Annotated in this window: 12 protein-coding genes and 3 rRNA genes; 12 read left to right on the plus strand and 3 right to left on the minus strand. The window is 68.0% G+C overall.

Going from position 1 to position 20,122, the window contains the following annotated elements; genetic code table 11:
• Positions 1-59 precede the first annotated feature (59 nt).
• On the minus strand, positions 60-1,004 hold the full coding sequence (gene mmuM / locus OG556_RS28940; protein WP_371521246.1) for a homocysteine S-methyltransferase: 945 nt from the start codon (positions 1,002-1,004) through the stop codon (positions 60-62).
• A gap of 161 nt (positions 1,005-1,165) precedes the next feature.
• Here mmuM and OG556_RS28945 point away from each other — a divergent pair, with 161 nt between their 5' ends.
• Genes OG556_RS28945 through OG556_RS28955 form a run of 3 tightly spaced genes read left to right on the plus strand, consistent with a single transcriptional unit; the run spans position 1,166 to position 4,829 of the window.
• A complete protein-coding gene (locus tag OG556_RS28945; protein ID WP_371521249.1) occupies positions 1,166-2,068 on the plus strand; it encodes an NUDIX domain-containing protein in 903 nt (300 codons plus the stop codon).
• Between the two features lie 33 nt (positions 2,069-2,101).
• Positions 2,102-2,674 carry an NUDIX domain-containing protein gene (locus OG556_RS28950; RefSeq protein WP_371521252.1) on the plus strand — a complete coding sequence of 191 codons (573 nt, stop codon included), beginning with the start codon at positions 2,102-2,104 and terminating at the stop codon, positions 2,672-2,674.
• 46 nt (positions 2,675-2,720) lie between these two features.
• Positions 2,721-4,829, plus strand: coding sequence for an acetoacetate--CoA ligase (locus OG556_RS28955; protein ID WP_371521253.1), 2,109 nt, complete (start codon positions 2,721-2,723; stop codon positions 4,827-4,829).
• A 67-nt stretch (positions 4,830-4,896) separates the two neighbouring features.
• Here OG556_RS28955 and ptsP read toward each other — a convergent pair whose 3' ends face one another.
• Positions 4,897-6,567 (minus strand): phosphoenolpyruvate--protein phosphotransferase, encoded by a 1,671-nt coding sequence (gene ptsP / locus OG556_RS28960; protein ID WP_363586841.1) that lies wholly within the window; start codon positions 6,565-6,567, stop codon positions 4,897-4,899.
• 99 nt (positions 6,568-6,666) lie between these two features.
• The gene (locus tag OG556_RS28965; RefSeq protein WP_371521256.1) at positions 6,667-7,116 is read right to left on the minus strand and encodes a PTS glucose transporter subunit IIA; all 450 of its coding nucleotides are present in this window, start codon (positions 7,114-7,116) and stop codon (positions 6,667-6,669) included.
• Positions 7,117-7,786: 670 nt separating this feature from the next.
• Here OG556_RS28965 and OG556_RS28970 point away from each other — a divergent pair.
• The 9 genes from OG556_RS28970 to OG556_RS29010 all read left to right on the plus strand — a co-directional run bounded on the left by OG556_RS28970 (position 7,787) and on the right by OG556_RS29010 (position 20,017).
• Positions 7,787-9,310: ribosomal RNA gene (locus OG556_RS28970) — 16S ribosomal RNA — on the plus strand.
• 279 nt (positions 9,311-9,589) lie between these two features.
• A 23S ribosomal RNA gene (locus tag OG556_RS28975) occupies positions 9,590-12,709 on the plus strand.
• An 82-nt stretch (positions 12,710-12,791) separates the two neighbouring features.
• Positions 12,792-12,908 (plus strand): 5S ribosomal RNA (gene rrf / locus OG556_RS28980).
• The 16S, 23S and 5S rRNA genes sit together here, the layout of an rRNA operon.
• Before the next feature lie 96 nt (positions 12,909-13,004).
• Entirely contained in the window at positions 13,005-13,625 is a 621-nt protein-coding gene (pgsA, locus tag OG556_RS28985) for a CDP-diacylglycerol--glycerol-3-phosphate 3-phosphatidyltransferase (protein WP_063350199.1), read from the plus strand.
• 124 nt (positions 13,626-13,749) lie between these two features.
• Complete coding sequence (locus OG556_RS28990) at positions 13,750-16,245, plus strand: sugar phosphate nucleotidyltransferase (protein WP_371521259.1); 2,496 nt, start codon at positions 13,750-13,752, stop codon at positions 16,243-16,245.
• Between the two features lie 168 nt (positions 16,246-16,413).
• A complete protein-coding gene (locus tag OG556_RS28995) occupies positions 16,414-17,508 on the plus strand; it encodes a DUF881 domain-containing protein (RefSeq protein ID WP_371521262.1) in 1,095 nt (364 codons plus the stop codon).
• Positions 17,505-17,837, plus strand: a complete 333-nt coding sequence (locus OG556_RS29000; RefSeq protein ID WP_030062488.1) for a small basic family protein — start codon at positions 17,505-17,507, stop codon at positions 17,835-17,837. Before OG556_RS28995 ends, OG556_RS29000 begins: the two co-directional genes overlap by 4 nt.
• Positions 17,821-18,909: a DUF881 domain-containing protein gene (locus tag OG556_RS29005; RefSeq protein WP_371521266.1), complete on the plus strand. Its 1,089-nt coding sequence runs from the start codon at positions 17,821-17,823 to the stop codon at positions 18,907-18,909. The genes OG556_RS29000 and OG556_RS29005 overlap by 17 nt, the downstream gene beginning before the upstream one ends.
• Positions 18,910-19,135: 226 nt before the next feature.
• The gene (locus OG556_RS29010) at positions 19,136-20,017 is read left to right on the plus strand and encodes an FHA domain-containing protein (RefSeq protein ID WP_371521269.1); all 882 of its coding nucleotides are present in this window, start codon (positions 19,136-19,138) and stop codon (positions 20,015-20,017) included.
• Positions 20,018-20,122 lie beyond the last annotated feature (105 nt).

Below are 20,122 nucleotides of genomic sequence, written 5' to 3' on the forward strand. Positions count from 1 at the left end.
CCGACCCGCCTACCCGCCGCGCCGCTCACCCCCGGACGGCCCTCAGCCGCCGAGGTCCCTCACTCCTCGACGCCGCCCGAGAGCCCCCGCCGCACCGCGACCTCCGCCGCCAGCGCGGCGATCCCGTCCGGCCCCACCCGGCAGCAGCCGCCCACCAGCCGTGCGCCGTCCGCCAGCCAGCCTCCCACCCGCGCCGAGCGGAACGTCGGCTCGCCGCGCCAGTCCCGGCGCGCGGCGTCCCACTCCTCCCCGCTGTTCGGGTACACCACCACCGGCTTGCCGGTCACCTCGGCCGCCAGCGCCACCGCCCGGTCCGCGTCCTGCGGGGTGCAGCAGTTCACGCCCACCGCCAGCACCTCGTCCACCCCGGCCGCCAGGGCGAACGCCTCCGCCAGCGGCTGGCCCGCCCTGGTCCGGTCGCCCGCCACGCTGAACGACAGCCAGGCCGGCACGCCCAGGTCGCGCACCAGCTCCAGCAGCGCCCGCGCCTCGTCCGCGTCCGGCACCGTCTCCAGCGCCAGCACGTCCGGCCCGGCCGCCGCCAGTGCCTCCAGCCGCGGCCGGTGGAAGGCCACCAGCTCCGCGGTGCTCAGCCCGTACCGGCCCCGGTACTCCGAACCGTCCGCCAGCACCGCCCCGTACGGCCCCACTGACGCCGCCACCCAGCGCCGCCGCCCGCCCGGCTCGGCCCGCGCCGCCTCCCGGGCCAGCTCCACGCTGCGCGCCAGCAGCCGCGCGGCCTCGGCCCGGCCCGTCCCGCGCCGGGCGAAGCCCTCGAAGCTCGCCTGGTAACTCGCCGTGATGGCGACGTCCGCCCCGGCCGCGAAGTACGCCCGGTGCGCCGCCACCACCGCCTCCGGCGCGTCCGCCAGCAGCCGCGCCGACCACAGCTCGTCGAGGAGCTCGTGCCCGGCCGCCGCCAGCTGGTTCGACATCCCGCCGTCCAGCACCAGCGGACCGGCCGCCAGCGCCGCGGCGAAGTCCGGCGGGGGAGCAGTGGGCATGGGGCCTCCTCGGGCGCGGTCGTTCCTGGTCACAGCCTAGAAGCCGGGCATCCCCGCCGACCCGGAAAACCATTTGCCGCCGGGGAACGGAATCGCTACGTTGTGCTCAGCCGGAGAACGACAGCACCCCGTACGGCGGCGAGCGCGGAGAGGAGCCGGTGATGGAAGCGGACGACCCGTCCACCCCGCCCCCGACCACGCCCGCGAGCGAGCAGGAGTGGCTCGCCGCCTACGACCCGCGCGCCTACGCCCCGATCGCCGTCACCGTCGACGTGGTCGCCCTGACCTTGCGCCACGGCGGCCTGCACGTCCTGCTCGTCCAGCGCGGCGCCCCGCCCTACCAGGGCTGCTGGGCCCTGCCCGGCGGCTTCCTGCGCGCCGGAGAGGAGAGCCTGGACGAGGCCGCCGCCCGCGAACTCGCCGAGGAGACCGGTCTGCTCGGCGGCTCCGAGGTCGAGGCCGCGCTCTGCCGCGTCCACCTCGAACAGCTCGGCACCTACGGCGCCCCCGAGCGCGATCCGCGCATGCACGTCGTCTCCGTCGCCTACCTCGCCTTCGCTCCCGACCTGCCCGACCCGCAGGCCGGCACGGACGCCGCGGCCGCCACCTGGCACCCCGTCGCCGACCTCGACCTGGGCATACGGCCCTGCGGCCGACCTCGAGCCGCCGGTGCGCCCGCCGACACCCACGGGGGTGGTGTCGGCGGGCCCACCGGCCAGTCCTCCCGCACGCTCGCCTTCGACCACGCGCGCATCCTCGCCGACGGCCTCGACCGCGTCCGCGCCAAACTCGAGTACAGCCCGCTCGCCACCGCCTTCCTGCCCTACGACTTCACCATCCCCGACCTGCGCGCCGTCTACGAGGCCGTCTGGGACGAGAAGCTCCACCCCGGCAACTTCCACCGCAAGGTCCTCTCCGTCCCCGGCTTCGTCGAGAGCACCGGCGCCACCACCGCCCGCGGCGGCGCCCGCGGCGGCCCCCGGGCCCGCACCTACCACGCCGGCGACGCCAGCCTCCTGCACCCCGCCCTGCTCCGCCCCGCCCGCGACGGCGAGCTCCGCTGACGGTCGCCGCGCACACCCGGCTACCATCCGGCCATGACCACTGACGACCCGACACGCGCGGTCAACCAGCCCTTCTCCCACTGCCACTTCTGCGGCACGCCCTACCCGGCCGGCACCGACCGCTGGCCCCGCACCTGCCCCGGCTGCGCCGAGATCAGCTACCGCAACCCGCTGCCCGTCGTGGTCACCCTCCTCCCGGTCACCCGCCCCGACGCCGACCCCACCCTCGTCGTCATCCGCCGCACCATCGAGCCCGGCTACGGCCAACTCGCCTTCCCCGGCGGCTACGTGGACTACGGCGAGAGCTGGCAGCAGGCGTGCGTGCGCGAACTGTGCGAGGAGACCGGCATCCTGGCCGACGCCGCCGACATCACCCTGGTCGCCACCGACTCCGACGCCAGGGGAGGCTTTCTCTGCCTCTTCGGCCTGCTCCCGGCCCGACCGCTCGCCGACCTCCCGCCCTCGCGCCCCACCGACGAGACCGACGGCTGGCAGCTCGCCGCCCCCGACACCCCGCTCGCCTTCCCCTTCCACACCCGGGTCTCCCGCTCCTGGTTCGGCGGCGAGTTCAACGGTGAGTCCAGCGGCGGGATCTCCGGCCGCTGACCGGCCCGGCACCCACCGGGCGGACCCTGGCGCAGCGGCCGATCGCATGGCATGGTCTGCACCGACAGCCCAACCGGACGGGCCTGCCACAAGCACTCCCGTCCCCACCACCGGCCGGGAGACCACCACCGTGAGCACCCCACCCCAGGACCAACCGCTCTGGCGCCCCAACCCCGCTCGCGCCGCAGCCACCAGCCTGGTGGCCTTCCAGGCCTGGGCCGCCGAACACCACGGCGCCCCGGCCGCCCCGCTCGCCCCGGCCGCCGACGACCAGCAGGCCGCCCAGCGCTACGCCGACCTGCACGCCTGGTCCACCGCCGACCTCGACCGCTTCTGGACCGCGATCACCCAGTGGTTCGACGTCCGCTTCACCCAGGCCCCCGAGGCCGTCCTCGCCGACCCCGCCATGCCCGGCGCCCGCTGGTTCCCCGGCGCCCGCCTCAACTACGCCGAGCACGCCCTGCGCGCCGCCGAGGACCCGGCCAACGCCGACCGCCCGGCCGTCCTGCACCTCGACGAGACCACCGAGCAGCCGGCCGTCCTCACCTGGTCCGAACTGCGCCGTCAGGTCGGCTCGTTGGCCGCCGCCCTGCGCGCCCGGGGCATCGGCCCCGGCGACCGCGTCAGCGCCTACCTGCCCAACATCCCGCAGGCCGCCGTCGCCCTCCTCGCCACCGCCGCCGTCGGCGCGATCTGGACCAGCTGCGCCCCCGACTTCGGCGCCCGCAGCGTCCTGGACCGCCTCCAGCAGATCGAACCCGCCGTCCTCTTCGCCGTCGACGGCTACCACTACGGCGGCAAGGACCACGACCGCACCGAGGTCGTCGCCGAACTGCGCCGCGAACTCCCCACCCTGCGCACCGTCGTCCACGTCCCGCTGCTCGGCGCCCCCGCCCCCGAGGGCGCCCTGCACTGGGACGACCTGGTCGCCGACGACGTCGAGCCGGTCTACGAGGCCGTCCCCTTCGACCACCCGCTCTGGGTGCTCTACTCCTCCGGCACCACCGGCCTGCCCAAGGCCATCGTCCAGAGCCAGGGCGGCATCCTGCTCGAACACCTCAAGCAGGCAGGCCTCCACCTCGACCTCGGCCCCCGGGACCGCTTCCTCTGGTACACCTCCACCGGCTGGATGATGTGGAACTTCCTGCTGGCCGGCCTCCTGGTCGGGGCCACGATCGTCACCTACGACGGCAGCCCCGGCCACCCCGACACCGGCGCCCTCTGGTCGGTCGCCGCCCGCACCCGCGCCACCGTCCTCGGCACCTCCGCCGCCTACGTGATCGCCAGCCGCAAGGCCGAGCTGCACCCCGGCCGCGACCTCGACCTCTCCGCTGTCCGCTGCATCGGTACCACCGGCTCCCCGCTCCCGCCGGACGGCTTCCGCTGGATCTACGAGGAGGTCAAGGAGGACGTCTGGCTCGCCTCCGTCAGCGGCGGCACCGACGTCTGCTCCTGCTTCGTCGGCGGCGTCCCCACCCTGCCCGTCCACCTCGGCGAGATCCAGGCCCCCTGCCTCGGCGCCGCCGTCGAGTCCTGGGACGTCCAGGGCCACCCGCACACCGACGCCGTCGGCGAACTCGTCGTCACCAAGCCCATCCCGTCCATGCCCACCGGCTTCTGGAACGACCCCGAGGGCACCCGGTACCACGACAGCTACTTCGACACGTACCCCGGCGTCTGGCGCCACGGCGACTGGATCACCGTGACCTCCCGCGGCACCGTGGTCATCCACGGCCGCTCCGACTCCACGCTCAACCGCCAGGGTGTCCGGATGGGCTCCTCGGACATCTACGAGGTCGTCGAGCGCCTCCCCGAGATCGCCGAATCCCTGGTCATCGGCCTGGAGGAGCCCGACGGCGGCTACTGGATGCCGCTGTTCGTCGTCCTCGCCCCCGGCGCCGAGCTCGACGAGGGGCTGATCGGCCGCATCCGCACCTCGCTGCGCACCGAACTCTCCCCGCGTCACGTCCCCGACGAGGTCATCGCGGTGCGCGGCCTCCCGCACACCCTCACCGGCAAGCGCATCGAGGTCCCGGTCAAGCGGATCCTCTCCGGCACCCCGCTGGAGCAGGCCGTCAACCCCGGCTCCGTCGACGACATCGACCACCTGCGATTCTTCGAGCGGCTCCGCCGCGACCGGCAGAGCCCCGCCTGACCGGACACGCCGAAGGGGTGCTCCCACCGGACCCGGTGGGAGCACCCCTTCCTGCTGTTCGCCCGTCCTACTCGCCGGAGAGCACCTGCTGCGCGGCGGCCCGCGCCTCCTCGGCGCTGTCCGTCGCCCGGGCCGCCTCGGCCGCCCGGCGGCACTGCGCCAGCGTGTACTTGGCCAGCGTCGACCGCACGTAGGGGATCGAGGCCGAGCCCATCGACAGGCTGGTGACGCCCAGACCGGTCAGCACCACGGCCAGCAGCGGGTCGGCGGCCGCCTCACCGCAGACGCCGCAGCTCTTGCCGGTGGCCTGCGCCGCCTCGGCGGCCGCGGCGATCAGGTCCAGCAGCGCCGGCTGCCACGGGTCCTGCAGCCGGGCCAGTGCGCCCACCTGACGGTCGGCGGCGAAGGTGTACTGCGCGAGGTCGTTGGTCCCCAGCGACAGGAACTCGACCTCCTGGAGGATCGACCGGGCCCGCAGCGCGGCCGACGGGATCTCCACCATCGCGCCGAACTTGGCCTCCAGCCCCGCCTCGCGACACGCCTGGGCGAAGTCCTTGGCGTCCTTGCGGTCGGCCACCATCGGGGCCATCACCTCAAGGTGCACCGGCAGGCCCTCGGCGGCCCGGGCCAGCGCCCGCAGCTGCGTCCGCAGCACCTCCGGGTGCTCCAGCAGGGTGCGCAGACCGCGCACGCCCAGCGCCGGGTTCGGCTCGTCGGCCGGGGTGAGGAAGTCCAGCGGCTTGTCCGCGCCCGCGTCCAGCGCCCGGACCACGACCCGGCCCTCCGGGAACGCCTCCAGCACCTTGCGGTACGCCTCGACCTGCTTCTCCTCGGTGGGCGCCTTCGCGGAGTCGTCCAGGAAGAGGAACTCGGTCCGGAACAGGCCGACGCCCTCGGCGCCGTTCTCCAGCGCGGCCGGCACGTCCGCCGGGCCGCCCACGTTGGCCAGCAGCGGCACGCGGTGCCCGTCCGAGGTCTGCCCCGGGCCGGAGGACGCGGCCAGCGCGGCCTTGCGCTGGGCGGCGACCGCCCGTAGTTCGTCCTGCTTCTCCTGCGAGGGGTCCAGCAGCACGTCGCCGGAGCTGCCGTCCACGGCGACGACGGTGCCCTCGGCGACGTCCGTCGCAGCGGGCAGCGCGACCACGGCCGGCACGCCCAACGCCCGCGCCAGGATGGCGCTGTGGCTGGTCGGCCCGCCCTCCTCGGTCACGAAGCCGAGCACCAGCGTCGGGTCGAGCAGCGCGGTGTCGGCCGGCGCCAGGTCCCGTGCGAACAGCACGTACGGCTCGTCGCTGTCCGGCACGCCCGGCATCGGCACGCCCAGCAGCCGGGCCACGATGCGGTTGCGGACGTCGTCCAGGTCGGCGACCCGCCCGGCCAGGTAGTCGCCGGCGGAGGCGAGCAGCGCCCGGTAGGCGGCGAAGGCGTCGTACACGCCGCGCTCGGCGCTGCTGCCGACGGCGATCCGGCGGGAGACGTCGGCCATCAGCTCCGGATCCTGCGCCATCAGCGCCTGGGCCTCCAGGACGGCCTGCGCCTCGCCACCGGCCAGGTTGCCGCGGGCGATCAGGTCCGCGGCGACCGCCTCGACGGCGGCCTGGGCACGGGCCTGCTCGCGGGGGGCGTCCTCGGTCGGGATCTGGGTGGCCGGGGGCTCCAAGACCGCCGTCCCCATGTGCCGCACCTGGCCGATCGCGACCCCGTGGCTGACACCCACGCCGCGCAGCGTCTTCTTCATGTCACCTGTCTCCGCTGAGAGGAGCGGCCCCGCCGGGAACCGCTGTGTGCCGGGCCGCCCCGACAACTCCTGCGGGGCGGGTGTGTGCAAAGTAAGAGGTCAGCTCCAGTTGAACAGGGCCTCGCCGGAGACGGCCTCGCCGTCCTCCCGCAGGTCGCCCAGCGAGTCGGCGTTCGCCTCCAGCGCCACGATCGGCGAGATGGGCGACTTGCCCGCGGCCTCGACGGCGGCCGGGTCCCACTTGATGACGGCCTGACCGCGGGTCACCGTGTCGCCCTTGTTGACCAGCAGCTCGAAGCCCTCGCCGTTCAGCTGCACGGTGTCGATCCCCAGGTGGGTCAGTACACCGTGGCCCTCGGCGTCCACCACGACGAACGCGTGCGGGTGCATGGAGACGACGACGCCGTCCACCGGAGCGACCGCCTCGGTCGGCCGGCGCTCCGGGTCGATCGCGGTGCCGGGGCCGACCATCGCGCCGGAGAACACCGGGTCGGGCACGCCGGCGAGCCCGACGACCTTGCCGGTCAGCGGCGACGTCACAGTGGTCATGGTTCTGCCTCCCAAGTGAGCGGTACAGCGAGCGGCCGCGAGCAGCGGCAGGACGATCGACTGAAGCCTAAATCATGTCAACTTCGGACATCTGCTGACATTCCCGGGCGAAGACCCACACCCAGCCCGGCTCGTCGTCCGGCGGCTCACCGACCGTTAGTGGTCTAGTCCTCTTAGTCGATGCGCCGCACTCTACAGGCATCTTGGCGAATCGGGACCATTGCTGTATATGCTCGCGAGAGCAACAAATCATGCCGCCGACCGGGTGACACCGGGAGCGCCTCGATTCGCACTCCGGCGGGCGACCCGCTATGGTTGGGCGAGTCGCCGCGACTTGGCGGTTAACACCAGATTTCAGATGCGAAAACCCCCGGTAAACGGGGCGGAAAACGTCTGGTAAGCTGGAAACACGAAAGAACGAAGCGCCCGGAGGGCCCGCTGGAAGGCGGTCCGAAGGAAGTGTCCGTTCCTTGAGAACTCAACAGCGTGCCAAAAGTCAACGCCAGATATGTTGACATCCCCGGCCTCAGAATTTTCTGGGGTTGGAGATTCCTTTTGAAGTAAAACACTAGCGAGGACGCAGTGCGCGGGACCGCCCTATTCCGGTGGTTGCCGTGCCGCTCAACGCGAGTGCCGCCCAGTGCTTTTAATTAGGCACTGCGGGTAGACATTCACGGAGAGTTTGATCCTGGCTCAGGACGAACGCTGGCGGCGTGCTTAACACATGCAAGTCGAACGGTGAAGCCCTTCGGGGTGGATCAGTGGCGAACGGGTGAGTAACACGTGGGCAATCTGCCCTGCACTCTGGGACAAGCCCTGGAAACGGGGTCTAATACCGGATATGACCTTCCTCCGCATGGGGGTTGGTGTAAAGCTCCGGCGGTGCAGGATGAGCCCGCGGCCTATCAGCTTGTTGGTGGGGTAATGGCCTACCAAGGCGACGACGGGTAGCCGGCCTGAGAGGGCGACCGGCCACACTGGGACTGAGACACGGCCCAGACTCCTACGGGAGGCAGCAGTGGGGAATATTGCACAATGGGCGAAAGCCTGATGCAGCGACGCCGCGTGAGGGATGACGGCCTTCGGGTTGTAAACCTCTTTCAGCAGGGAAGAAGCGCAAGTGACGGTACCTGCAGAAGAAGCACCGGCTAACTACGTGCCAGCAGCCGCGGTAATACGTAGGGTGCGAGCGTTGTCCGGAATTATTGGGCGTAAAGAGCTCGTAGGCGGCCTGTCGCGTCGGATGTGAAAGCCCGGGGCTTAACCCCGGGTCTGCATTCGATACGGGCAGGCTAGAGTGTGGTAGGGGAGATCGGAATTCCTGGTGTAGCGGTGAAATGCGCAGATATCAGGAGGAACACCGGTGGCGAAGGCGGATCTCTGGGCCATTACTGACGCTGAGGAGCGAAAGCGTGGGGAGCGAACAGGATTAGATACCCTGGTAGTCCACGCCGTAAACGTTGGGAACTAGGTGTTGGCGACATTCCACGTCGTCGGTGCCGCAGCTAACGCATTAAGTTCCCCGCCTGGGGAGTACGGCCGCAAGGCTAAAACTCAAAGGAATTGACGGGGGCCCGCACAAGCAGCGGAGCATGTGGCTTAATTCGACGCAACGCGAAGAACCTTACCAAGGCTTGACATATGCCGGAAACGGCCAGAGATGGTCGCCCCCTTGTGGTCGGTATACAGGTGGTGCATGGTTGTCGTCAGCTCGTGTCGTGAGATGTTGGGTTAAGTCCCGCAACGAGCGCAACCCTTATTCTGTGTTGCCAGCATGCCTTTCGGGGTGATGGGGACTCACAGGAGACTGCCGGGGTCAACTCGGAGGAAGGTGGGGACGACGTCAAATCATCATGCCCCTTATGTCTTGGGCTGCACACGTGCTACAATGGTCGGTACAAAGGGCTGCGATGCCGCGAGGCGGAGCGAATCCCAAAAAGCCGGCCTCAGTTCGGATTGGGGTCTGCAACTCGACCCCATGAAGTTGGAGTTGCTAGTAATCGCAGATCAGCATGCTGCGGTGAATACGTTCCCGGGCCTTGTACACACCGCCCGTCACGTCACGAAAGTCGGTAACACCCGAAGCCGGTGGCCTAACCCGTAAGGGGAGGAGCCGTCGAAGGTGGGACCAGCGATTGGGACGAAGTCGTAACAAGGTAGCCGTACCGGAAGGTGCGGCTGGATCACCTCCTTTCTAAGGAGCACATGGCCGCTTGCAGGCGAATGTTCTGCACGGTCGCTCATGGGTGGAACGTTGACTATTCGGCACACTGGGTTGGCATCCGTTAGTACTGCTTCGGCGTGGAAGACGGATTGTTGATCGGGTGTGTCGGGCACGTTGTTGGGTCCTGAGGGAACGGCCGTAAGGCTGTTTCTTCTAGGAAGCCGGCCTCATCTGATGCGCTCCTTGGGGGTGTTGAGGGTGTGTGACTGGTCGTTGTTTGAGAACTGCACAGTGGACGCGAGCATCTGTGGCCAAGTTTTTAAGGGCGCACGGTGGATGCCTTGGCACCAGGAACCGATGAAGGACGTGGGAGGCCACGATAGTCCCCGGGGAGCCGTCAACCAGGCTTTGATCCGGGGGTTTCCGAATGGGGAAACCCGGCAGTCGTCATGGGCTGTCACCCGCTGCTGAACACATAGGCAGTGTGGAGGGAACGCGGGGAAGTGAAACATCTCAGTACCCGCAGGAAGAGAAAACAACCGTGATTCCGGGAGTAGTGGCGAGCGAAACCGGATGAGGCTAAACCGTGATGGTGTGAGACCCGGCAGGGGTTGCCATCACGGGGTCGTGGGATTTTTCTTGATCGGTCTGCCGGCCGGTCGGCGAGTCAGAAACCGTATGGGTAGTCGAAGGACATGCGAAAGGTCCGGCGTAGAGGGTAAGACCCCCGTAGACGAAATCTGTACGGCTCGTTTGAGAAACTCCCAAGTAGCACGGGGCCCGAGAAATCCCGTGTGAATCTGGCGGGACCACCCGCTAAGCCTAAATATTCCCTGGTGACCGATAGCGGATAGTACCGTGAGGGAATGGTGAAAAGTACCGCGGGAGCGGAGTGAAATAGTACCTGAAACCGTGTGCCTACAAGCCGTGGGAGCGTCGTTCATCAGCTTGCTGGTGGGCCGTGACTGCGTGCCTTTTGAAGAATGAGCCTGCGAGTTTGCGGTGTGTAGCGAGGTTAACCCGTGTGGGGTAGCCGTAGCGAAAGCGAGTCCGAATAGGGCGTCTGAGTTGCATGCCCAAGACCCGAAGCGGAGTGATCTAGCCATGGGCAGGTTGAAGCGCGGGTAAGACCGTGTGGAGGACCGAACCCACCAGGGTTGAAAACCTGGGGGATGACCTGTGGTTAGGGGTGAAAGGCCAATCAAACTCCGTTATAGCTGGTTCTCCCCGAAATGCATTTAGGTGCAGCGTCACGTGTTTCTTGCCGGAGGTAGAGCACTGGATAGGCGATGGGCCTTACCGGGTTACTGACCTTAGCCAAACTCCGAATGCCGGTAAGTGAGAGCGTGGCAGTGAGACTGTGGGGGATAAGCTCCATGGTCGAGAGGGAAACAGCCCAGAACACCGACTAAGGTCCCTAAGCGTGTGCTAAGTGGGAAAGGATGTGGAGTCGCAGAGACAACCAGGAGGTTGGCTTAGAAGCAGCCACCCTTGAAAGAGTGCGTAATAGCTCACTGGTCAAGTGATTCCGCGCCGACAATGTAGCGGGGCTCAAGCACATCACCGAAGTCGTGTCATTGCAGCAATAGGGCCAACGCCTGCTGTGATGGGTAGGGGAGCGTCGTGTGCCGGGTGAAGCGGCGGTGGAAACCAGTCGTGGACGGTATACGAGTGAGAATGCAGGCATGAGTAGCGATACAAGAGTGGGAAACTCTTGCGCCGATTGACCAAGGGTTCCTGGGTCAAGCTGATCTGCCCAGGGTAAGTCGGGACCTAAGGCGAGGCCGACAGGCGTAGTCGATGGACAACGGGTTGATATTCCCGTACCCGCTTTGAAGCGCCAACGCTGAACCTCTTGATGCTAAGCCCGTGAAGCCGGCCCGGAGTCTTCGGACAATGGGACGTGGTGGAGCCGGTGACCCAAGAGGGTAGTAGGTGAGCGATGGGGTGACGCAGGAAGGTAGTCCAGCCCGGGCGGTGGTTGTCCCGGGGTAAGGGTGTAGGACGAACGGTAGGCAAATCCGCCGTTCACATAGTCTGAGACCTGATGCCGAGCCGATTGTGGTGAAGTGGATGATCCTATGCTGTCGAGAAAAGCCTCTAGCGAGTTTCATGGCGGCCCGTACCCCAAACCGACTCAGGTGGTCAGGTAGAGAATACCGAGGCGTTCGGGTGAACTATGGTTAAGGAACTCGGCAAAATGCCCCCGTAACTTCGGGAGAAGGGGGGCCATTCCTGGTGACGAGTCTTGCACTCTGAGCTGGGGGTGGCCGCAGAGACCAGCGAGAAGCGACTGTTTACTAAAAACACAGGTCCGTGCGAAGCCGTAAGGCGATGTATACGGACTGACGCCTGCCCGGTGCTGGAACGTTAAGGGGACCGGTTAGCTCCATTTCGGTGGGGCGAAGCTGAGAACTTAAGCGCCAGTAAACGGCGGTGGTAACTATAACCATCCTAAGGTAGCGAAATTCCTTGTCGGGTAAGTTCCGACCTGCACGAATGGCGTAACGACTTCTCGACTGTCTCAACCATAGGCCCGGTGAAATTGCATTACGAGTAAAGATGCTCGTTTCGCGCAGCAGGACGGAAAGACCCCGGGACCTTTACTATAGCTTGATATTGGTGTTCGGTTCGGCTTGTGTAGGATAGGTGGGAGACTTTGAAGCAGCAACGCCAGTTGTTGTGGAGTCGTCGTTGAAATACCACTCTGGTCGTGCTGGATGTCTAACCTGGGTCCGTGATCCGGATCAGGGACAGTGTCTGGTGGGTAGTTTAACTGGGGCGGTTGCCTCCTAAAGAGTAACGGAGGCGCCCAAAGGTTCCCTCAGCCTGGTTGGCAATCAGGTGTTGAGTGTAAGTGCACAAGGGAGCTTGACTGTGAGACTGACGGGTCGAGCAGGTACGAAAGTAGGGACTAGTGATCCGGCGGTGGCTTGTGGAAGCGCCGTCGCTCAACGGATAAAAGGTACCCCGGGGATAACAGGCTGATCTTCCCCAAGAGTCCATATCGACGGGATGGTTTGGCACCTCGATGTCGGCTCGTCGCATCCTGGGGCTGGAGTAGGTCCCAAGGGTTGGGCTGTTCGCCCATTAAAGCGGTACGCGAGCTGGGTTTAGAACGTCGTGAGACAGTTCGGTCCCTATCCGCTGTGCGCGTAGGAGTGTTGAGAAGGGCTGTCCCTAGTACGAGAGGACCGGGACGGACGAACCTCTGGTGTGCCAGTTGTCCTGCCAAGGGCATGGCTGGTTGGCTACGTTCGGGAGGGATAACCGCTGAAAGCATCTAAGCGGGAAGCCTGCTTCGAGATGAGCACTCCCACCTCCTTGAGAGGGTAAGGCTCCCAGTAGACGACTGGGTTGATAGGCCGGATATGGAAGCCCTGTGAGGGGTGGAGTTGACCGGTACTAATAGGCCGAGGGCTTGTCCTCAGTTGCTCGCGTCCACTGTGTTGTTCTGAAACAACGACCCCAGCCCTGCCACGGGTTGGTGCGGTTGACAGTTTCATAGTGTTTCGGTGGTCATAGCGTGAGGGAAACGCCCGGTTACATTCCGAACCCGGAAGCTAAGCCTTACAGCGCCGATGGTACTGCAGGGGGGACCCTGTGGGAGAGTAGGACGCCGCCGAACAATCATTCGAGAAGCCCCCGCCGGGTGAACCTGGCGGGGGCTTTTCTGTTGTAGGGTCAACGTGCATTGTCGTCACACGGGACAGGAGGCCCCCGGGTGGAGGTCCAGGAGACGCGGGTCCAGACCGATCGCGTCCTCACCATCCCCAACCTGCTCAGCATGGGCCGGCTGGTCGGTGTTCCGCTTTTTCTCTGGCTGATTCTCTGGCCGGTTTTCGACGGCCCCAACAACGATGGTTGGGCGCTGCTGATCCTGATGCTGAGCGGTGTCAGCGACTACCTCGACGGGAAACTCGCGCGGCGATGGGGGCAGGTCAGCCGGGTGGGGCAGCTGCTCGATCCGCTGGCCGACCGGCTCTACGTGCTGTCCACGCTGGTCGGTTTGACCTGGCGTGAGATTCTTCCGTGGTGGGTGACGGCGATTCTGCTGGCCCGGGAAGTGTTTATCGGCGCGCTGCTGCCCATTTTGAACCGGCATGGTTACGGGCCGCTTCAGGTGAGTTTTCTGGGGAAGGCCGCGACCTTCAATCTGATGTACGCGTTTCCGCTTCTCCTGCTCGGCAGCGTGGACAGCTGGATCGCGCGGCCGGCCGAGGTGGTGAGCTGGGCCTTCATCTGGTGGGGGACCACATTGTACTGGTGGGCCGGTATTCTTTACGCGGTTCAGGCCCGGCGGATCACCCGAGCGGGCTCGACGGGCTCCGCGTCCGCAGTCTGAGACGTGATCTGAGAGAAGTCCCACGCCGTATCGGTGCGTCGGACGATACCTTCCGGGTAGGGATCCCTCTGGAACGGTTTGATGGACCTGTAGGTCCACCACCGCAAAGGAGGACGCACCCGTAATGAAAGCCGTTGTCATGGCAGGGGGCGAAGGAACCCGACTCCGCCCGATGACCTCCAGCATGCCGAAGCCGCTGCTTCCGGTCGCGAATAGGCCGATCATGGAGCACGTGCTTCGGCTGCTGAAGCGGCACGGCCTCTCCGACACCGTCGTCACCGTCCAGTTCCTGGCCTCACTGGTCAAGAACTACTTCGGTGACGGCGAGGACCTGGGCATGCATCTGACCTATGCCCACGAGGAGACGCCGCTAGGCACCGCGGGGAGTGTCAAGAACGCCGAGGACGCGTTGAAGGACGACTCCTTTCTGGTGATCTCCGGTGACGCACTGACCGACTTCGACCTCTCGGAATTGATCGAGTTTCACCGCAGTAAGAACGCGCTGGTCACCGTCTGTCTCACCAGGGTGCCGAATCCCCTCGAGTTCGGTATCACGATCACGGACGACGACGGACGGGTCGAGCGCTTCCTGGAGAAGCCGACCTGGGGGCAGGTCTTCTCGGACACTGTGAACACCGGTATCTACGTGATGGAACCAGAGGTCTTCGACTACGTAGCAGCAGGTGAGTCCGTCGACTGGTCGAGTGACGTCTTCCCGCAATTGTTGAAGGAGGGCAAGCGGGTCTACGGCTACGTCGCCGAGGGCTACTGGGAGGACGTGGGCACCCACGAGAGCTACGGCAAGGCCCAGGCGGACGTCCTGGAGGGCAAGGTCGACGTCGAGCTCGACGGGTTCGAGATCTCGCCGGGCGTCTGGGTGGCCGAGGGCGCGGAGGTGGACCCGGAGGCGGTGCTGCGCGGGCCGCTGTACATCGGGGACTACGCCAAGGTCGAGGCCGGCGTCGAGATCCGCGAGCACACCGTGCTCGGCAGCAACGTGGTGGTCAAGCGCGGGGCCTTCCTCCACAAGGCGGTCGTGCACGACAACGTCTACATCGGGCCGCAGAGCAATCTGCGCGGCTGTGTGGTCGGCAAGAACACCGACGTGATGCGGGCCGCCCGGATCGAGGACGGCGCGGTGATCGGGGACGAGTGCCTGATCGGCGAGGAGTCGATCATCGGTGCGAACGTCCGGGTCTATCCGTTCAAGACCATCGAGGCCGGCGCCGTCGTCAACACGTCGGTGATCTGGGAGTCCCGCGGCCAGGAGCACCTGTTCGGGGTGCGTGGCGTGTCGGGCATCCTGAACGTCGAGATCACCCCGGAACTGGCCGTGCGGTTGGCCGGCGCGTACGCCACGACCCTGAAGAAGGGGGCGACCGTCACCATTGCGCGTGACCACTCGCGTGGTGCGCGTGCGCTCAAACGGGCGATGATCTCGGCGCTCCAGACGTCGGCCATAGACGTCCGCGACCTGGAGAACGTGCCGATGCCGGTGGCCCGGCAGCACACCGCGCGGGGGAGTGCGGGCGGGATCTTCCTGCGGACCACGCCGGGGGTGCCCGACTCGCTGGACATCCTCTTCTTCGACGAGCGCGGGGCCGATCTCTCGCAGGCCGGTCAGCGCAAGCTGGACCGCGTGTACGCGCGCCAGGAGTACCGGCGGGCCTTCCCCGGTGAGATCGGGGACCTGACCTTCCCGTCCAGCGTCTTCGACTCCTACGCGGGCAACCTGCTGCGGGCCGTCGACACCACCGGGGTCCGGGAGGCCGGACTGAAGGTGGTCGTGGACACCGCGCACGGCAGCGCCGGCCTGGTTCTGCCGAGCATCCTCGGACGGCTCGGAGTGGAGGCGCTCACCGTCTCCAGCGGGCTGGACGAGGCGCGGCCGACGGAGGACGCCGAGGAGCGGCGGGCCGGGCTGGCCAGGCTCGGTGAGCTGGTGGCGTCCTCCCGGGCGGCCTTCGGGGTCCGCTTCGACCCGGTCGGCGAGCGGGTCGCGTTCGTCGACGAACTGGGCCGGGTGATCGACGACGACCGGGCGTTGCTGGTGCTGCTGGACCTGGTCGCGGCCGAGCGGCGCAGCGGGCAGGTGGCGCTGCCGGTGACCACGACCCGGATCGCCGAGCAGGTCGCCGCGTACCACGGCACCCAGGTCATCTGGACCACGACGACGCCGGACGACCTGGCGAAGGCGGCCGCCACCGAGGGCACGGTGTTCGGCGGGGACGGGCGCGGCGGTTTCGTGGTGCCGGAGTTCAGCGGAGTGCTGGACGGGGCCGCGGCCTTCGTGCGGTTGGTCGGCCTGGTGGCGCGGACCCAGCTCACGCTGAGCCAGATCGACGCGCGCATCCCGCAGGCGCACATCCGTCGCCGGGACCTGGCGACGCCGTGGGCGGCCAAGGGGATGGTGATGCGCTCGGTGGTCGAGGCGGCCGGCAGTCGGCGGCTGGACACCACCGACGGCGTCCGGGTCGTCGAGGCGGACGGGCGCTGGACGCTGGTGCTGCCGGACCCGGCCGAGGCGACCACCCACCTGTGGGCGGAGGGTCCGGACGACGAGGCCACGGAGGCGCTGCTCGACGAGTGGGCGGCGGTGGTCGACGGGGCCGGGAGGTGACGGCACCGGTCTGATCGTCCGACGGTCCTGACGGTCGGGGCGCGCGGCATGGTCCGCGCGCCCCGCTGTCCGTTTTCACACTGTTCGCAATGATCCGTCACTTTGTGTCGTGTGTGCAGCTCAGGGGGTGTGCGTGGGCCCCTTCGCCGACGTGGGACGATGGTCCGCATGCCAGCGACGCCGACGCCGAGTGCCCCGAACGGACGGTACAACCGCCCGGACGCCTCGATGTCCCTGCTGACCAACGTCATGGACCACAGCCTCGACGAGGGCTACGCCGAGGCGGCCGCGGCGCGGGGCGGAGGCCACGACAGTCGGATACCCAGGACGGTCCGAGGCCTGCTCACGCTGGGCGCCGGGCTGGCATTGGTCGGGGTCGTGGTGACGGTCGGCGCGGTGAACGCGCACAAGGCGGAGCCCACGCTGGCCAAGGAACGGGACGCGCTGATCCACCGGATCAACGACACCAACGGCTCGGCCGACCACCTCCAGCAGCAGGTCCAGGACCTGCGGCGCAAGGTCGAGAACACGCAGCAGCAGGCGCTCGCCACGGGCGACGGCGACCAGGGCGGTCTGACCGGCGCGGTGGGCCTGGGTGAGGTCGCGGGGCCGGGCGTCAAGCTGGTCCTGGAGGACGCGGCGGGGACCGGCGGCGGGGGAAACGTCGACCCGCGGGCCGGGCAGGGCTTCTCCAACAGCGGCCGGCTGCGGGACCGCGACCTCCAGCTGGTGGTGAACGGCCTGTGGGGATCCGGTGCGGAAGCCGTGGCGATCAACGGTCAGCGGCTCACCGCGCTCTCGGCGATCCGGGCCGCGGGCGAGGCGGTGCTGGTGGACAACCGGCCGCTCGTCCCGCCGTACAACATCCAGGCGATCGGGGACGGGCCGAAGCTGCTCACCGCCTTCGAGAACGACATGGCCGGGCAGTACCTGCGGCTGCTCCAGGAGAAGTACGGCATCAAGTCGACCATGTCCGCGCAGAAGAGCCTGACGCTGCCGGCCGCGGTGGGCGTGACGCTGCGGACCGCCCAGCCGGTCACGCCCGAGCCCTCGCCCCCGGCGTCCCCGTCGGCGGCTTCGGTCACCCCGACGCCGTCACCCACCGCCGGAACCTCCGGGAGCCCGAGCGCGTCCGTTTCACCGTCTGCGGGCAGCACCGGTCGGCGTACGCCGACCGGGTCCGCGAAGACCACGACAGCCCACTCGTCCACGACGGCCCCGACCGGGTCGTCGTCCTCAGGGACAGGAGCAGCTAGACCGTGATTGCCGTACTGGGTCTCGTGATCGGGGTGGTCGTCGGACTCTTCGTCCAGCCCGAGGTGCCGGACGCCGTCGTGCCGTACCTGCCGATCGCGGTGGTGGCGGCGCTGGACGCCGTGTTCGGCGGCGTCCGGGCGATGCTGGACGGGATCTTCAACGACAAGGTGTTCATCGTCTCGTTCCTGTCGAACGTGGTGGTCGCGGCACTGATCGTCTTCCTCGGTGACCAGCTGGGCGTCGGCTCGCAGTTGTCCACGGGTGTGGTCGTCGTCCTCGGCATCCGCATCTTCTCCAACGCGGCCGCGATTCGGCGCCATGTCTTCCGCGCCTGAGCCGGGCCGCGGGGCGGCGGAGGAGCACGCGGACGGCGGCGGGAAGGCGTCGGAGCGGGCTGCCGAGGTGCCGGGGCCGGAGTCGGCGGACGGGGCCGGGGAGGTCCAGCACGCCGAACCGGCCGAGGAGCCGGGGACGGTCGAGGGGCCCGAGGCGGCGGAGGAGCCCGAGGAGCAGGCTGCGGCGAAGGCTGACGCTAAGCCTGAGCTTGATGCGGAGGCGGCGCCCGCGCCCGTGGTGCGGCTCGCGAAGGCCGCGGCGCCTGTGCCCGAGCCTGCGTCTGAGCCTGAGTCTGGGCCCGAGCCCGAACCTGAGCCCGTGGTGGAGCCGGCCGTCGTGGACCGCAGTGCGGGACGGCGGCGCCTCAAGGCGGCCCTGTGGCCGCCGCGGATGTCGCGCGGGCAGTTGGTGGTGGCGCTGCTGCTGTTCTCGCTCGGCCTGGGGCTGGCGATCCAGGTGCGGTCGACCAACGACCACCACAGTCAGCTCCGCGGGGCCCGCCAGGAGGACCTGGTGCGCATCCTCGACGAACTGGACAGCCGTCAGCAGCGTCTTCAGCAGGAGAAGGCGGAGTTGGAGCAGTCCCTGGCCAAGTTGGAGAACAGTTCCAACCAGGCCAAGGAGGCCCAGGAGCAGACCAGGAAGAAGACGACGGAGCTCGGCGTGCTCGCCGGTACCGTCAAAGCCACTGGTCCGGGCATCGTACTCACGGTCGATGATCCCCAAGGGCAGGTGAAGGCAGATATGCTGCTGGACACCCTGCAAGAACTTCGAGCGGCAGGGGCGGAGGCGATTCAGATCAACGATGTGCGCGTGGTGGTCAACACCTACTTCACCGACGTGTCGGGCGGCGGGGTGCAGATCGACGGGAAGAAGGTCTCGCAGCCCTACCGGTTCACTGTCGTGGGGAACCCGCAGGATCTGACACCCGCGCTGAACATCCCGGGGGGTGTCGTCCGTACTCTGGAGAGTCACCAGGCGCGGGCGACGATCACCCAGCAGCAGAAGGTGGTCGTGGACGCCCTCGTGGATCTGAAGACGCCGCAGTACGCCAAGCCGGCATCGAAGTGACGGGGCGCCCGACGAACGGCCCGTCACCTGCGGGCGGCACCCGGTGCGGGGCGCCGCCGTCGCGTGGGCGAGACTGGGTCGTACCAGTACGCACCGGAGCACCAACCGCAGTACCAACCGTCGGAGTACCACTCCAGCAGGCCCGATCCGCAATCGGGCCCGCCGTCTGTCCGAGGTTCTCACCCTGCCCCGCGGGCGGGTCTGTCACACGCAAGGGGATTCGCCCGTGAGTTTCTTCTCGAAGTTGTTCGGTCGTAACAAGGGCCGTGGCGCGGCCTCCGTCGAGGCGCCGACCGCGCGGCACCGCCGGCCCGAGGACGAGGCCGCCGTGCCGGGCATGCGCTCCGCTCCCGAGGGAGCGCCGTACGCCGAGCAGCAGCTGTTCCGGGACGGCGCCGCCGCCCAGTACGCCGGTAATCCGGTCGGCTACGGCGCGTCGGTTGACCCTTCCGGCGACCCGCGCATAGGTTTCCAGTCAGGACCCTCAACCTCTGGTGGAGGGTTTGCCCCCGATCCGTACGCCGGGCACAACCCGTCGGGTGTGCCGCGCCAGGAGGCTGTGAACATGGCTGGCCCCACTCCGTGCCCCAGGTGCGGCAACCAGAACCCGGCCTCGGCCCGGTTCTGCTCCAACTGCGGTACGGCCCTTCGCGGTGGCCTGCTCCCGGAGGGGGCGGCGGAGACCACGTCGACCATCTCCATTTCGGGCCTGGAGTCGTACGACCCCAACACCACGACCGGCACCGGCGCGACGCCGGCCCTGTCGGCCGAGGTGCTGTCGGCGATCGACGCGCTGCCGCCGGGCTCGGCCCTGCTGATCGTCCAGCGCGGTCCGAACTCGGGCAGCCGCTTCCTGCTGGACTCGGACATCACCACGGCCGGCCGTCACCCGCAGGGCGACATCTTCCTGGACGACGTCACGGTCTCGCGGCGCCACGTGGAGTTCCGTCGGACGCAGGCCGGGTTCAGCGTCGCGGACGTCGGCAGCCTCAACGGCACCTACGTCAACCGGGAGCGGATCGACGAGGTGTCGCTGAACAACGGTGACGAGGTGCAGATCGGGAAGTACCGGCTGGTGTTCTTCGCCGGCCACAACCGGGGGTACTGAACCCAACGTCGGTAGGAGCCCGAGTGAGTACGAATACCCCTTCATCTTCTCTCGGGGCGGCCACCCCCGCATCGTCCGGTCCGTACGTGGACCGCGGCGGGCGCG

Origin of the sequence: Kitasatospora sp. NBC_01300, assembly GCF_041435235.1 — a bacterium.
Lineage (GTDB): Bacteria > Actinomycetota > Actinomycetes > Streptomycetales > Streptomycetaceae > Kitasatospora.